This window comes from Hydrogenophaga luteola, from assembly GCF_042648585.1.
Classification (GTDB): Bacteria; Pseudomonadota; Gammaproteobacteria; order Burkholderiales; family Burkholderiaceae_C; genus Hydrogenophaga; species Hydrogenophaga luteola.
The window spans coordinates 534,877-548,271 of record NZ_JBHRXX010000005.1 but is presented as its reverse complement, the minus strand read 5'-3'; the positions used below and the strand labels follow the sequence as shown (position 1 = coordinate 548,271).

Annotated in this window: 15 protein-coding genes; 10 read left to right on the top strand and 5 right to left on the bottom strand. The window is 68.2% G+C overall.

Translation table 11 applies throughout. The annotated features are described in order from the left end of the window. Positions 1 to 18 precede the first annotated feature (18 nt). The 3 genes from ACFOPI_RS12710 to ACFOPI_RS12700 all read left to right on the top strand — a co-directional run bounded on the left by ACFOPI_RS12710 (position 19) and on the right by ACFOPI_RS12700 (position 4,651). Positions 19 to 2,418: a 3-hydroxyacyl-CoA dehydrogenase/enoyl-CoA hydratase family protein gene (locus tag ACFOPI_RS12710; protein WP_382174355.1), complete on the top strand. Its 2,400-nt coding sequence runs from the start codon at positions 19 to 21 to the stop codon at positions 2,416 to 2,418. A 103-nt stretch (positions 2,419 to 2,521) separates the two neighbouring features. After that, a complete protein-coding gene (locus tag ACFOPI_RS12705) occupies positions 2,522 to 3,727 on the top strand; it encodes an acetyl-CoA C-acyltransferase (protein WP_382174354.1) in 1,206 nt (401 codons plus the stop codon). Between the two features lie 102 nt (positions 3,728 to 3,829). Beyond that, a complete protein-coding gene (locus tag ACFOPI_RS12700; RefSeq protein WP_382174352.1) occupies positions 3,830 to 4,651 on the top strand; it encodes an acyl-CoA thioesterase in 822 nt (273 codons plus the stop codon). Positions 4,652 to 4,653: 2 nt separating this feature from the next. Here ACFOPI_RS12700 and ACFOPI_RS12695 read toward each other — a convergent pair whose 3' ends face one another. After that, positions 4,654 to 6,948: a patatin-like phospholipase family protein gene (locus ACFOPI_RS12695; protein ID WP_382174350.1), complete on the bottom strand. Its 2,295-nt coding sequence runs from the start codon at positions 6,946 to 6,948 to the stop codon at positions 4,654 to 4,656. Between the two features lie 145 nt (positions 6,949 to 7,093). On the opposite strand from ACFOPI_RS12695, the gene ACFOPI_RS12690 reads away from it, so the two are divergent. Next, positions 7,094 to 7,858, top strand: coding sequence for an enoyl-CoA hydratase (locus ACFOPI_RS12690; RefSeq protein WP_079364381.1), 765 nt, complete (start codon positions 7,094 to 7,096; stop codon positions 7,856 to 7,858). Positions 7,859 to 7,908: 50 nt separating this feature from the next. On the opposite strand, the gene ACFOPI_RS12685 is transcribed toward ACFOPI_RS12690, so the two are convergent. After that, on the bottom strand, positions 7,909 to 8,184 hold the full coding sequence (locus tag ACFOPI_RS12685) for an AraC family ligand binding domain-containing protein (RefSeq protein ID WP_382174348.1): 276 nt from the start codon (positions 8,182 to 8,184) through the stop codon (positions 7,909 to 7,911). A gap of 84 nt (positions 8,185 to 8,268) precedes the next feature. Beyond that, positions 8,269 to 8,685: a BLUF domain-containing protein gene (locus tag ACFOPI_RS12680; protein WP_382174346.1), complete on the bottom strand. Its 417-nt coding sequence runs from the start codon at positions 8,683 to 8,685 to the stop codon at positions 8,269 to 8,271. Between the two features lie 137 nt (positions 8,686 to 8,822). Between ACFOPI_RS12680 and ACFOPI_RS12675 the strand changes: the two genes are divergently transcribed. The 6 genes from ACFOPI_RS12675 to ACFOPI_RS12650 all read left to right on the top strand — a co-directional run bounded on the left by ACFOPI_RS12675 (position 8,823) and on the right by ACFOPI_RS12650 (position 12,329). Next, positions 8,823 to 9,188: a YciI family protein gene (locus ACFOPI_RS12675; RefSeq protein ID WP_382174344.1), complete on the top strand. Its 366-nt coding sequence runs from the start codon at positions 8,823 to 8,825 to the stop codon at positions 9,186 to 9,188. An 82-nt stretch (positions 9,189 to 9,270) separates the two neighbouring features. Next, a complete protein-coding gene (locus tag ACFOPI_RS12670) occupies positions 9,271 to 9,714 on the top strand; it encodes an SRPBCC family protein (RefSeq protein ID WP_382174342.1) in 444 nt (147 codons plus the stop codon). A gap of 10 nt (positions 9,715 to 9,724) precedes the next feature. Further along, positions 9,725 to 10,168 carry a VOC family protein gene (locus ACFOPI_RS12665; protein WP_382174340.1) on the top strand — a complete coding sequence of 148 codons (444 nt, stop codon included), beginning with the start codon at positions 9,725 to 9,727 and terminating at the stop codon, positions 10,166 to 10,168. Between the two features lie 16 nt (positions 10,169 to 10,184). Further along, positions 10,185 to 10,613 carry a YciI family protein gene (locus ACFOPI_RS12660; protein ID WP_382174338.1) on the top strand — a complete coding sequence of 143 codons (429 nt, stop codon included), beginning with the start codon at positions 10,185 to 10,187 and terminating at the stop codon, positions 10,611 to 10,613. Between the two features lie 10 nt (positions 10,614 to 10,623). Further along, positions 10,624 to 11,034 carry a VOC family protein gene (locus tag ACFOPI_RS12655; RefSeq protein WP_382174336.1) on the top strand — a complete coding sequence of 137 codons (411 nt, stop codon included), beginning with the start codon at positions 10,624 to 10,626 and terminating at the stop codon, positions 11,032 to 11,034. Between the two features lie 23 nt (positions 11,035 to 11,057). Beyond that, positions 11,058 to 12,329, top strand: coding sequence for an RNA polymerase sigma factor (locus tag ACFOPI_RS12650; RefSeq protein ID WP_382174335.1), 1,272 nt, complete (start codon positions 11,058 to 11,060; stop codon positions 12,327 to 12,329). Here the strand turns inward: ACFOPI_RS12650 and ACFOPI_RS12645 are convergent. Continuing rightward, positions 12,320 to 12,805 (bottom strand): hypothetical protein, encoded by a 486-nt coding sequence (locus ACFOPI_RS12645; RefSeq protein ID WP_382174333.1) that lies wholly within the window; start codon positions 12,803 to 12,805, stop codon positions 12,320 to 12,322. The genes ACFOPI_RS12650 and ACFOPI_RS12645 overlap by 10 nt on opposite strands. After that, positions 12,805 to 13,197: a DUF6152 family protein gene (locus ACFOPI_RS12640; protein ID WP_382174331.1), complete on the bottom strand. Its 393-nt coding sequence runs from the start codon at positions 13,195 to 13,197 to the stop codon at positions 12,805 to 12,807. Before ACFOPI_RS12640 ends, ACFOPI_RS12645 begins: the two co-directional genes overlap by 1 nt. Between the last annotated feature and the right edge of the window lie 198 nt (positions 13,198 to 13,395).

Below are 13,395 nucleotides of genomic sequence, written 5' to 3'. Positions count from 1 at the left end.
CTCCTTCATGGAACCCCAATGAAACGATTCCAAGTGAAAAAAGTCGCCGTGCTCGGCGCGGGCGTGATGGGCGCGCAGATCGCGGCGCACCTGGTCAACGTCAAGGTGCCAGTGGTGCTGTTTGATCTTCCGGCCAAGGATGGCGCCAAGAACGGCATCGTCACCCGCGCCATCGAAAACCTCAAGAAGCTCAAGCCCTCCCCGTTGGGCGTGGCCGCTGATGCCGACCTGATCGGTCAGGCCAACTACGAAGAGCACCTGGAACAGCTGCGCGGTTGCGACCTCATCATCGAGGCCATCGCCGAGCGCATGGACTGGAAGCTCGACCTCTACAAGAAGATCGCGCCCTTCGTCGCCGACCACGCCATCGTCGCGTCCAACACCTCGGGCCTGTCGATCACCAAGCTCAGCGAGGGCCTGCCCGAGGCGATCAAGCCGCGCTTTTGCGGCATCCACTTCTTCAACCCGCCGCGCTACATGACGCTGGTGGAGCTGATCAACACCCCGACCACTGAAGCGAAGATCCTCGACGACCTGGAAGCCTTCGTCACCAGCGGTCTGGGCAAGGGCGTGGTGCGCGCCAAGGACACGCCCAACTTCGTGGCCAACCGCATCGGCATCGCCGGCATGCTGGCGACGATGAAGGAGGTTCAGAACTTCGGCCTGACGTATGACGTGGTGGATGACCTCACCGGCAAGCGCCTGGGCCGCGCCAGCAGCGGCACCTTCCGCACCGCCGACGTGGTGGGCCTGGACACGATGGCCCACGTCATCAAGACGCTGCAGGACAACCTGAACGAGCAAACCGACCCGTTCTACGGCAGCTTCGACACGCCGCCGGTGCTGGCCAAGCTGATTGAAAAGGGTAACCTGGGTCAGAAGGCCAAGGCCGGTTTCTTCAAGAAAGTGGGTCGCGACATCCTGCGTTTCGACCTGGAGAGCGAAGACTACGTGCCCGCCGGCGAAAAGGCCGACGAGGTCTATGGCCGCATGCTCAAGCGCCCGGCCGCGGAGCGCCTGAAGCTGCTGCGCAATGCCGAAGGTCCGCAAGGCCAGTTCCTCTGGGCGATCCTGCGCAACGGTTTCCACTACGCCGCCGTGCACCTGGCCTCCATCGCCGAGACCGCGCGCGATGTGGATCAGGCCATGCGCTGGGGCTTCGGCATGAAGCAGGGCCCGTTCGAGCTGTGGCAGGAAGCCGGCTGGCTGGAGGTGGCGAAGATGGTCCAGGAGGACATCGACGCCGGCAAGGCGCTGAGCAAGGCGCCGCTGCCCGACTGGGTGTTCAAGGGGCCCGTCGCCGAGGCCGGCGGCGTGCACACCGCCCAGGGTTCGTGGAACCCGTCCAAGGGCGTGTTCGAAGCGCGGCGCAGCCTGCCGGTTTATGAACGCCAGCACTTTCCCGAGCTGCTGCTGGGCGAAGCCGGCCCGAAGTTCGAGACCGCCGGCACGACCATCGAAGAGAACGATTCGATCCGTGTGTGGACGCTGGACGGCGATGTGCTGATCGCCAGCATCAAGACCAAGATGCACGCCATCAGCCCCGAGGTCTGCGAAGGCCTGATGGCCGCCATCGACCTGGCCGAGGCCGAGTACCAGGGCCTTGTGATCTGGTCGGGCGACGAGCCCTTCAGCGCCGGCGCCGACCTGCAGGCCATGCTGCCCGCCTTCATGGCCGTGGGCGTGGCCGCCATCGAAGACGCCGAAGGCTTCATGCAGCAGGTGATGCTGCGCCTGCGCTACGCCAACGTACCGGTGGTCTCCGCCGTGCGCGGTCTGGCGCTGGGCGGTGGTTGTGAACTGGCGGTGTACAGCGCGCGCCGCGTGCTGCACATGGAAAGCTACGTCGGTCTGGTGGAAGTCGGCGTGGGCCTGGTGCCCGGTGCCGGCGGCCTGACCTACATCGCCCGCCGCGCGGCCGAGAACGCCGAGACCTCGACGGGCAAGGACCTGCTGCCCTTCCTGACCGAGGGCTTCACCGCCGCGGCCATGGCCAAGGTCGGCACCAGCGCCATCGAGTCGCGCCAGCTGGGCTACGTGCTGCATTCCGACCTGATCGTGCCGCACAAGGACGAGTTGCTGTTTGTCGCCATCAACGAAGCCAAGGCCCTGTTCGCCGGCGGCTACCGCGCGCCACACAAGCGCCTGTTCCCGGTCGCCGGCCGCGACGGCAAGGCCACCATCCTGGGCAGCCTGGTCAACATGCGCGACGGCGGCTTCATCAGCCAGCACGACTTCCACATCGCCAGCCTGATCGCCAACGTGGTCACCGGCGGCGATGTCGAACCTGGCACGCTGGTGAGCGAGGAATACCTGATGACGCTGGAGCGGAAGGCCTTCTGCTCGCTGATCGTTCACCCCAAGACGCAGGAACGCATCCTCGGGATGCTCAACACCGGCAAGCCCGTCCGAAATTGACCCACCCCTGCCGCGCTTTGCGCGACCCCCTCAAGGGGGCAACACCTGCGGCCCGGCAAAGCCGGTTCCGCGGTGTTCTGGAAAAGACACTTATGGAGTCGATATGAAACAGATCCAAGACGCCTACATCGTCGCCGCCACTCGCACGCCCATCGGCCGATCGCACAAGGGTTCGTTCAAGCACCTGCGGCCGGACGACCTGCTGGCCCACGCGCTGCGCGCCGCCATGGCCCAGGTGCCGCACCTGGACCCCAATGCGGTGGAAGACGTGATCGCCGGCTGCGCGATTCCCGAAGCCCAGCAGGGCCTGAACGTGGCGCGCATCGGCGCGATCCTCGCCGGCCTGCCCAACTCGGTCGGTGGCATCACCGTCAACCGCTTCTGCGCCTCCGGCCTGTCGGCCGTGGCCATGGCGGCCGACCGCATCCGCGTCGGCGAGGCCGACGTGATGATCGCCGCCGGCACCGAGAGCATGAGCATGGTGCCCATGATGGGCAATAGCCCAAGCCTTTCGCCCACCATCTTCCGCAACACCGACGACATCGAGAGCTACGGCATCGCCTACGGCATGGGCCTGACGGCCGAGAAGGTGGCGCAGCAGTGGAAGGTGTCGCGAGATGCGCAGGATGCGTTCGCGGTGCAGTCGCACCAGCGCGCCGTGATTGCGATGAAGAACGGCGAGTTCACGGACGAGATCACGCCGGTGACGGTGCAGGAGCGCAGCGTCGACCTGGAGTCCGCCGAGGTCTCCATCGCCGAGCGCACCGTGAGCCTGGACGAGGGCGCGCGCCCCGATACCTCGCTTGAAGGTCTGGCCAAGCTGCGCACCGTGTTCGCCGCGCGCGGCTCGGTCACGGCAGGCAACAGCTCGCAGACCAGCGATGGCGCGGGCGCGCTGATCCTGGTGAGTGAGGCCGCTCTCAAGCGCTACAACCTCACGCCGCTCGCCCGCTTCGTCAGCTACGCCAGCCGTGGCGTGCCGCCGCACATCATGGGCATCGGCCCGGTCGAGGCGATTCCCGCCGCGCTGAAGTACGCCGGCCTGAAGCAGGACGACATCGACTGGTTCGAGTTGAACGAAGCCTTTGCGGCGCAGTCGCTGGCGGTGATGAACACCCTGGGTCTGGACCCGGCCAAGGTCAACCCCATGGGCGGCGCCATCGCGCTGGGCCACCCGCTGGGCGCGACCGGCGCCATCCGCTCGGCCACCGTGGTGCACGCGCTCAAGCGGCACAACAAGAAGTACGGCATGGTGACGATGTGCGTGGGCATGGGGCAGGGCGCAGCGGGAGTCTTCGAACGGGTCTGACGACCCACCCCCGCGCCGCTGCGCGTCACCCCCTGAAAGGGGGCGGCACAGGCGGCCCGGCAAAGCCGGTTCCGCGGTGCCCCTGGAAGGAGACATTTCGCCATGACAGTACATGTGTTCGATCAGGCCATTGCGCTGACCTCCACGGGTGACGGGCTCTACACCGGCGCCACCTCGCCGGCCTACGCCAACATGGTCGGCCCGTTCGGTGGCATCACGGCCGCCACGGCACTCAACGCCGTGATGTTGCACCCGGCGCTGCTGGGCGAGCCGCTGTCACTGACGGTGAACTTCTGTGCGGCGCTGGCCGATGGGCCGTTCACCGTGTCGGCACAGCCGGTGCGCACCAACCGCTCGACCCAGCACTGGGTGGTGTCGATCACGCAGGCCGGTTCGTCCGGTGAGGACGAGACCGTGGTCACCGCTTCGGTGGTCACCGCCGCGCGGCGCACGACCTGGAGCGTGGACGACGAGCCCATGCCCGCCGTGCGCAGGCCAGACGAGGTCAAGCCTTACACCGTGCCTTCGCCGGTGGAGTGGATCAAGCGCTACGAGATGCGGCCCATCGAGGGTGCGATCCCGCGCACCTGGGACGGCAGCGGCAGCGACAGCCGCTCGCGCCTGTGGATGCGCGAGGCCGTGCCGCGCCCGCTGGATCTGTGTGGCCTGGCCGCTCTGGCCGACGTGTTCTTTCCGCGCATCTGGCTGCGCCGCGCGACCCATGTGCCCGCCGGCACGGTGTCGATGACGGTGTACTTCCATGCCGGCTCGGCCCAGCTGGCCGAGGTCGGCCACGGCTGGGTGCTGGGCCAGGCGCGCGCCCAGGCCTTCCGCAACGGCTTCTTCGACCAGACGGCGCTGCTCTGGAGCGAGGCCGGGCACCTGCTGTGCTCCAGCCACCAGGTCGTGTACTACAAGGAATAGGGCTACGGCCTACCTAGGAACAGGTAGAGACCGGTGTACCCCTTGGGCGCACTCACCACGCTCAGGTACAGCGGACCCATGCCGGTGTCCGCGCCGATGAACAGGCTGGTGCCGTAACGCAGACCGTGGATGCTGATGTCGCGCCGGCTGGCCCAGGCATTGCCTGCCTCCAGCGACCCGCCCGCGAACAGCGCGCGCGCCACACCCACATTCCAGGGCAGGCGCTGGTAATACGTGACCCGCCCGAACAGCAGGTAGTTGCCCGCGACCTGGCCCACGCGGTAGCCCGAAAGCTGCTGGAAGCCGCCCAGCGAGAACTCGTCGATGGCCCCCACTGGCACCCGCGTGGCGCGGGCGAAGCGGGCGCCGATATTCAGCGTGTGCACGCCCCAGGAGTGCACCGTGCTGCCATTCATCTCCAGCCGGTTGAACGAGGCGTCGTCGCCCCCGGTGCTCAGGCGACGCCGTCCCACGCCCAGCTCGCTCTGGAAGCGGTAGCCCGAGGACGGGAAGTTGGCGAAGTCCAGCTGGTCCGAGATCAGCGCGGCGCGCACGCCGACGTCGCGCCACTTCTGCGTGGCAATGACTTCGCTCTCGTCGATCTCGCGGGAGACCAGCTCGGGCGTGGCCTTGTGCAGGCCCAGCTGCAGGCCCACGCGCAGATCACCGTAGCGCCCCAGCAGGCCGATCGGCCAGCCGTAGTCGGCACCCAGCTTCAGGCCCTGCCGTGTGCCGGTGCCCAGAGCCTGGCCGTCGGTGCCGTAGACCTCCAGCCGCTTGAGGCTGGCGTCCACATAGCCCGCGACGAAGCTGTCGTTGGCCCGTCCCAGCGGTTGGTACAGCTCCGAGAAGGCCGCCAGCGAAGCGCCGATCTGGAGCCGGTTGCGCCACTCGGCGCCGCTGTCGTTGAACCAGTGGCGGTTGTGGCCGATCAGCAGATTGAAGTCACCACGGCCGTCGAAATCGGTGCGCAGGTCCAGGCCCAGGCGCAGGTAGTTGGGGCCCCAGTCGTTCTCGCGCAGACCGATCACCAGGGTTTCGTCGGTGTTGTCGCGCACCCGCTCCAGCCGGTAGTCGACGCGGTCGTAGTCGCCGGTGGCCGAGAGTTTCTGCAGGTCGGTCTCGATCTGCTGCACGTTCACCCGCTGCCCGGGCGTGGTGTCCAGCGCCAGCGCCAGTGGTTCGACCCGGCTTTCGGGCACGCCCTCGAAGCGCACCGCCTTGATCTGGCCCATGCGCTCGGCGTAGGCCTGCGCGTTCATGCCGCGGCTGGCCTGCCACTGTGCGTAGCCGGCCGCGTCGGTTGAAAAGCGCTTGAGCGCCTCGGACACGCTGCGTGCGTGGTCCAGGCCGATCTTCACCAGCTCGGGGGCCTTCTCGAAATCGGCTGAGGTGAGCTTGCCCAGCGACGGCTGGATCAGCAGGTCGTTGGGCGTGAGCGTGGCGATGCTGGCCTGCACGTTCTGTTCGGTCAGGATGTTGACCATCTGCGTGGTGATGCCCAGCAGGCTGCCCAGGGTCTCGCGGCCGGCCAGCGGCGTGCCGATGTTGACCGCAATGATCACGTCCGCACCCATGCGGCGCGCCACGTCCACCGGCAGGTTGTTCACCAGCCCGCCGTCGCCCAGGATCTGCCCCTCCAGGTCCAGCGGCGCGAACACGCCCGGCACCGACATGCTGGCGCGCATGGCCGCGGCCAGGTCGCCGTGGTCCAGCACCACCGCTTTGCCGGTCTCCATGTCGGTGGCGACAGCGCGGAACGGCGTCGGCAGTCCGTCGAAGGTGGCGAGCAGCCGGGTCGAGAGCGTGTAGCGGCGCAGCAGCAGCTCCAGCGAGCGCGTCGACACGGCGCCCGTGGGCAGCCGGAACTCGCCGTCGCGGAAGCCGATCTCCAGCACCGGCGAGAGCTCGAAGTCTTCCTCCTTGCGGCGCTGCGAGAGCAACTGGCGCGGCACGCGGCGCTCGAACACGTCGCCCCAGTCGACCTTGAGCAGCTCGGCTTCCAGCTCGTCGGCGCCCATGCCGGCCGCGTAGAGGCCGCCGATGATCGCGCCCATCGAGGTGCCGACGATCATGTCCACCGGCACCTTCATTTCTTCGAGCACCTTGAGCACGCCCACGTGCGTCAGGCCACGCGCGCCGCCGCCCGAGAGCACCAGGGCGACCTTGGGCTTCTGGGCTGCGACCGGTGGCGATGCGGGCACCGGCGCCTGTGCATTCACGGTGGTGGTCGACAGCAGCAGCCACAGTGCGACCAGCAGGGCGCGCAGCCAGGGGGACGGGGACGGTTGGTGCATCGGAACGCTCACGGACGGCAGGATGCGACCGAGTGTAGGAGCGCGGCGCCGGCGTGTCGCGGATTGGGCAGGACACCCCACGCCGCACGGCGCTTTCGTGTTACCTTGCCCCGACTTTTTGACCCCTCTGAACGAGCACACCACCATGTCCGACATCCTCGTCCACACCGAAGCCGGCATCACCACGCTGACCTTCAACCGTCCCGACAAGAAGAACTCGATCACCGCCGCCATGTACGGCGCGCTGGCCGACGCGATCGCGGCCGCGGCCGCCGACCCGGCCGTGCGCGTGGTGGTGTTCCAGGGCAACGAGACCACCTTCAGTGCCGGCAACGACATCGGCGACTTTCTGAACAACCCGCCCGCCACCGAAGACTCGCCGGTGTTTCGCTTCCTGCGCGGCATCGCGCAGTTTCCCAAGCCGCTGCTGGCCGCGGTCTGCGGCCCGGCGGTGGGCATCGGCACCACGCTGCTGTTCCACTGCGACCTGGTCTACGCGGGCGACAACGCCGCGTTTTCCATGCCCTTCGTGAACCTGGGCCTGTGTCCCGAGGCCGCGTCAAGCCTGCTGGTGCCGCAGATGCTGGGCTACCACCGCGCGGCCGAGGCGCTGCTGCTGGGCGAACCTTTCATGGCCGAGGCCGCGCTGGAGGTGGGTCTGGTCAACCGCGTGCTGCCGCCGAGCGAAGTGACCGGCTACGCGCAGTCGGTCGCCCGCAAGCTCGCCGCCAAGCCGCTGGCCTCGCTGGTGGAGACCAAGCGCCTGATGAAGAAGGGCAACGCTGCCCTGGTGATGGCCACCATGGCGGAAGAGGGTGCGAGCTTCGGTCGCATGCTTGGCGAGCCGGCGGCCAAGGAAGCCTTCGGCGCCTTCATGGAACGCCGCAAGCCGGACTTCTCGAAGCTTTGATCAGCGCCCCTGGGGGGGGCGCGACCCGCGCAGCGGCGGGTCGTGGGGTTTCAGTTCAGGCGTGCCACCCAGTAGATCGCGCCTTCGGGGCCGTAGCGCTCCGAGTGCGGCACGCCGTATTCCAGCTCGAAAAGATCGCCTGGCACCAGGTGCCGGGTCTCGCCGGCCACGGTGAGCCACATCTCGCCCTGCACCACCTTGGCCTTCACCGCGAACGGATGCGTGTGTTCTTCCAGCACCGTGTCCGGTGCCCACACCCGCTCCAGCACCTCGTCGAAGCCCTCGGCCAGAGCGACGCTTTTGAAAGTTTCAAAGGTATTGGGCATGGCGGACTCCTGTGCATGCAAAAAGGCATTGCACCATGGGAGGGTAGGCCTTGCCCGGGTGTGGGCTTGTGCGCCCCCAGGGGCTCAGAGGAAGTCGTCGCGCAGCGTCAGCAGCAGCTTTTTGCCGGTCGAGTCGCTGGGCGCACGGCGCAGGCCCTGGGCCAGCAGGTCCTGGTAGCCCGGCTTCTCGCGCAGCGCCAGTTCGTCGGGCGCCACGAAGGCCATGCCCCAGTCGGAGAAGCCGCGCTCGCGGATCGGGCCGTCCCAGATCTTGCGCACTTGCTGGTGCCTCGGGTCGCCCGCAATGCGCTCGTAGAGCGCCTGCACCGCCGCCTGCTCGCCCTCGAGCAGCTGCATGAACTCGCGCCGGTGGTAGATCATCATGCCGGTGATGCCCTGCGATGTGTTGTGGGCGCGGGCCTTGTCGAGCAGCTGCGCGAGTTCCTCGGGCGGCAGGTCGTGCGAGGCCAGGCTGGTGTAGATGATTTCGTAGAGCGCCATGGCAGATCCGGGAGGTTGGGTCCATCCTAGCCCTGTGGCTTTCGGGCGAACGCCAGAACTGGCGGGCCAATACAGCGCTTTTCCGCGAGCAGGCCCCTGTGTAGCATGCACGGCCTGTCCCTTTGCGAAAGCCCCTGATGTCCTACATGCTCCTGATCCACGAACCCGTTGGCCAGCGCGCCACCCGCACCGAGGCCGAGGGCCGCGCCGCCTACGCCGCCATGGTCGCATTTGGCGAGCGGCTGGCGGCGCAGGGCCAGTTGAAGGCCGTGGAGTCGCTGGCGGGGCTGGACGGGGCGGTGCGTGTGAGCCACGCGGGCGGCCGGTCGCAGACCCTGGACGGACCCTTCGCCGAGGCCAAGGAAATGATCGGCGGTTTCTTCCTGTTGCAGAACGTGACCCGCGAGCAGGCCATCGCGCTGGCCCACGAATGCCCGGCCGCGCAATGGTGCACGGTGGAGGTGCGGTCGCTGGCGCCCTGTTTCGACGAGAGCCGGGCCTGATCCGGGTTTTCCCGTAGATCGGGCCTGTCGAAATCGAGCAGGCTGCTTCGTCGTGGTGTTGTCGCCACCAAGGAGTCCTGCCATGTCCACCCTGCATTTCGACATCCACGTCGCCGCGCCGCGCGAACGCGTCTGGCGCACCATGCTCTACACGCCCACCTACGAGCGCTGGACCGCCGTCTTCTGCGAAGGCTCGCGCTACGAGGGCAGCTGGGAAGCCGGCACCACCATCCGCTTCTGTGCACCCAACGGCGACGGCATGGTCGCCGAGATCGCCGAGCACCGGCCGGCCGAGTTCGTCTCCATTCACCACCTCGGCATGATCAACGACGGGGTGGAAGACACCACCAGCGAGGCGGCGCGCGCCTTGACGCACTGCTTCGAGAACTACAGCTTCTCCGACGAGGGCGGCGGCACCCGCCTGCGCGTCGATGTCGACGTGTTCGGCACCTACGAGGACTGGATGAACCAGACCTGGCCCAAGGCGCTGCAGGCGCTCAAGGACATCTGTGAACACCCCCGCTGAGGAGACATCCATGACCACCACCGCCACCGTGCCCATGTGCGCCGTCGTGCACTTCGAGATGCCTTACAGGGACCACGAGCGCGCCGCGCGCTTCTACGCCGCCGCCTTCGGCTGGACCCACCAGTTCCTCGGCCCCGAGATGGGCGACTACATGCTGGTCAACACCGCGCCGGCCGGTGCCCGCCCGCCCATGCCGCCCGAGGCCGCGCTGGGCTCGATCAATGGCGGCCTGTTCCCCTTCAACGCCGACTGGCCGATGCAGCACCCTTCGGTGGTGATCGGCGTGCCCGACATCCGCGCCGCGATGCAGCGCGTGCGCGACGCGGGCGGCGAAGTGATCGGCGAACCGATGGCGATCCCGGGCGTGGGCGAGTACGTGGTGTTCCGCGACACCGAAGGCAACCACAACAGCATGATGCAACCCGACATGCAACCCCCCGCCTGCAAGACCTGACCACCGGAGAACCACCATGCGATTCATGATCATTGTCAAAAGCTGCCCCGAATTCGAAGCCGAGGTCACACCCGAGGCCCCCGAAGAACTCATGGCCGAGATGGCCGCCTACCACGAGGAACTGGCGCGTGCGGGCGTGCTGCTCGACGGCAGCGGCCTGCACCCCAGCCGCACCGGCTGGCGCATCCATTACGACGAAGCCGGCGGACGCAAGGTCGTCGACGGCCCGTTCGCCGAGGCCAAGGAGCTGATCGCCGGCTACACCCTGATCCAGGTGCGCTCGCGCGAAGAGGCCATGGAATGGAGCCGCCGCTTTCCGAACCCCGCCGGCAAGGGCAAACCCGCCGTGATCGAGCTGCGCCAGCTGATCGAGCTCGACGAGTTTCCACCCAGCGCCGCGCTCGACCAGATGAAAGCCATCGACGGCATCGCACAACAACCCTGAAGGAGAACCCATGTTTCGCCAGATCTTTGTCAACCTGCCCATCCAGGACATGGCCCGTTCGCAGGCCTTCTTCAAGGCCCTGGGCCTCACGTTCAACCCGCGCTTCACCAACGAGCAGGGCGCCTGCCTGGAGATCGGGGAGAACTTCTACGCCATGCTGCTGGTCAAGCCCTTCTTCCAGGGCTTCACCAAGAAGCCCATCAGCGACGCCCACGAGAGCACCGAGGTGCTGATCGCGCTGTCGGTCGACAGCCGCGCCGAGGCCGAGGAAGTGGTGCGCAAGGCCGTGGCCGCGGGCGCCACCACACCCAACGAAGCCAAGGACTACGGCTTCATGTACCAGCACGGATTCGCCGACCTCGATGGCCACCAGTGGGAGGTGTTCTGGATGGACGAAGCGGCCGCGCCCGCGCAGATGTGACGACCAGGGTGTAGAAACGGCGCGTGCACTCCGCTGTCCACGACACCATCGCCACCGTCTGGCGCCTCGAATCCGCCCGCATCGTTGCCGCCGTGGCGCGGCGCGTGCGCGACGTGGGCGTGGCCGAAGAACTGGCGCAGGACGCCCTGGTGGCGGCGCTGGAGCGCTGGCCGCTGGACGGGCTGCCCGACAGGCCTGCGGCCTGGCTGATGACCACGGCGCTCCACCGCGCGCTCGACCACCTGCGCCACCGCCAGATGGCCGACGCCCGGCATGGCGACATCGCCAGCGACCTCGAAGCGATGGAGGCCCACGTGGTGCCCGACTTCAGCGACAGCCTCGACCGCCAGCGCGAAGAAGCCGTGCTGGGCGACGACCTGCTGCGGCTGATCTTCACCGCCTGTCATCCGGTGCTGCCCCCCGAGTCGCGCGTGGCGCTCACGCTCAAGCTGCTGGGTGGCCTGACCACCGGCGAGATCGCCCGCGCCTACCTGGTGCCCGAGGCCACGCTCGCCCAGCGCCTGGTGCGTGCCAAGCGCACGCTGGCCGATGCCCAGGTGCCCTTCGAGCTGCCGCCGCCAGAGCAGCTGGGCGAGCGCCTGGCCTCGGTGCTTGAAGTGGTCTACCTGGTTTTCAACGAGGGGTACACGGCCACCAGCGGCCGCGACTGGATGCGCCCCACGTTGTGCGACGAGGCGCTGCGCCTGGGCCGCATGCTGGCCGAACTCGCGCCGCAGGAGGCCGAGGTGCACGGCCTGCTGGCGCTGATGGAGATCCAGGCCTCGCGCACCGCGGCGCGCACCGACCGCGACGGCCACCCCATCCTGCTGGCTGAGCAGGACCGGTTGCGCTGGGACCGGCTGCTGATCCGCCGCGGCCTGGCCGCGCTCGACCGTGCGCAGGCGCTGGGCCAGTCCTCCGGTCGCTACCGCCTGCAGGCCCAGATCGCCGCCTGCCACGCGCGCGCGGCGCGCGCCGACGACACCGACTGGCCGCAGATCGCCGCGCTCTACGCCGAGCTGATGCGCGTTGCGCCCTCGCCCGTGGTGGAGCTCAACCGCGCGGTCGCGGTGGGCATGGCCGAGGGGCCGGCCGCGGGTCTCGCCATCGTCGAGACCCTGCTGCAGGACAAGGCGCTGGCGCGCTACCACTGGCTGCCTGCGGTGCAGGGCGATCTGCTGGACAAGCTGGGGAGGCGCGACGAGGCGAGGGCGGCGTTCCTGCAAGCGGCGGCATCCGCCGGCAACCAGCGCGAGCAGGCCTTGCTGCGCGCACGCGCCGAGGCTCAGCGGTAGCCGATCAGCCGCCCGGCGGTGATTACCGCCAGCCACAGCAGGACCGACAACGCGCCGTGCACACGCCAGCGCGGGCGGGGCGCCGTGCCGGGTGCGGCGCCCAGGCGTCGCCACTGCGGATCGACCCGCAGCCACAGCGCATTCAGCACGGCCGCGCCCAGCAGCACCAACTTGATGCCGAACAGCGGCTCCACCACATAGTCGAGCGGGCGCGTCGCGAACAGCAAGGCGCCGGTGGCAAGCGCCAGCAGCAGACCGGTGATCGCCGTGGGCACCAGGGCCGCGGTGAGGGGCGCCAGCGGCACCGCCCGGAACGCGCCGATCAGCCGCAGGTCCAGCGGCACGATGGCCCCGAACAGCAGCGCGATGCCCACCACGTGCCCGGTGTTCACCAGCGGGTAGAGCCAGACCGAGGCACGCAGCAACTCCGACAGCCCAGTGGCCTGCAGCGCGGCGGCCAGGGACTCCAGCGGCATCAGTTGCGGTCGGGGTAGAGGTCGTAGGTCTTGCCGTCGATCACCAGGCGCTCGGCCTTGAAGACCTTCTTTTTCGGGTCGCTGTGCTTGTGGCCTGAGACGGTGAGCTTCACGCCCTTGGCCAGCATCGCGTCCTTGAGTCCGGCGCGCTCGTTGCGCCAGGGCTGGCCGACCTCGACGATCCAGTTCGCCCCATCCACTGTCAGCGTCAGCTCGCCGTGCGGGTTGCCCAGCTTGGCCGCGACGATGGTGCCCGTGAGTTCGGAGTTCACGTCTTCCGCCCAGACCCAGCCGTGGTGGGCGGCGGCGGGCAGGGCCAGGGCGAGGAGCAGGGAGGAGGCCATCAGCGGCATGAAGACACGGCGCGGGACGGGTGCATTGTTCAGAGACATGAAAGACCTCGCTGAATGGAAGGGCTGACCGCCGCGAATGGATCAGTGTGCGACGGTCTTCGGGGCAATGCAATGCATGACCCTGTGCAGTTGCCGGGCACAACGTCGCAATTTCATCGGCTTCGTCCAGCGTTTCTCAACCCCTGCGGGTGTCCAGCAGAATGCGTCAGGCGATTGATCCCAAAAACACTGCGGAGG

Excerpts from the sequence above, each read along its gene's own strand:
- ACFOPI_RS12710 (WP_382174355.1), top strand. The coding sequence starts at position 19 with ATGAAACGATTCCAAGTGAAAAAAGTCGCCGTGCTCGGCGCGGGCGTG.
- ACFOPI_RS12705 (WP_382174354.1), top strand. The coding sequence starts at position 2,522 with ATGAAACAGATCCAAGACGCCTACATCGTCGCCGCCACTCGCACGCCC.
- ACFOPI_RS12700 (WP_382174352.1), top strand. The coding sequence starts at position 3,830 with ATGACAGTACATGTGTTCGATCAGGCCATTGCGCTGACCTCCACGGGT.
- ACFOPI_RS12695 (WP_382174350.1), bottom strand. The coding sequence starts at position 6,948 with ATGCACCAACCGTCCCCGTCCCCCTGGCTGCGCGCCCTGCTGGTCGCA.
- ACFOPI_RS12690 (WP_079364381.1), top strand. The coding sequence starts at position 7,094 with ATGTCCGACATCCTCGTCCACACCGAAGCCGGCATCACCACGCTGACC.
- ACFOPI_RS12685 (WP_382174348.1), bottom strand. The coding sequence starts at position 8,184 with ATGCCCAATACCTTTGAAACTTTCAAAAGCGTCGCTCTGGCCGAGGGC.
- ACFOPI_RS12680 (WP_382174346.1), bottom strand. The coding sequence starts at position 8,685 with ATGGCGCTCTACGAAATCATCTACACCAGCCTGGCCTCGCACGACCTG.
- ACFOPI_RS12675 (WP_382174344.1), top strand. The coding sequence starts at position 8,823 with ATGTCCTACATGCTCCTGATCCACGAACCCGTTGGCCAGCGCGCCACC.
- ACFOPI_RS12670 (WP_382174342.1), top strand. The coding sequence starts at position 9,271 with ATGTCCACCCTGCATTTCGACATCCACGTCGCCGCGCCGCGCGAACGC.
- ACFOPI_RS12665 (WP_382174340.1), top strand. The coding sequence starts at position 9,725 with ATGACCACCACCGCCACCGTGCCCATGTGCGCCGTCGTGCACTTCGAG.
- ACFOPI_RS12660 (WP_382174338.1), top strand. The coding sequence starts at position 10,185 with ATGCGATTCATGATCATTGTCAAAAGCTGCCCCGAATTCGAAGCCGAG.
- ACFOPI_RS12655 (WP_382174336.1), top strand. The coding sequence starts at position 10,624 with ATGTTTCGCCAGATCTTTGTCAACCTGCCCATCCAGGACATGGCCCGT.
- ACFOPI_RS12645 (WP_382174333.1), bottom strand. The coding sequence starts at position 12,805 with ATGCCGCTGGAGTCCCTGGCCGCCGCGCTGCAGGCCACTGGGCTGTCG.
- ACFOPI_RS12640 (WP_382174331.1), bottom strand. The coding sequence starts at position 13,197 with ATGTCTCTGAACAATGCACCCGTCCCGCGCCGTGTCTTCATGCCGCTG.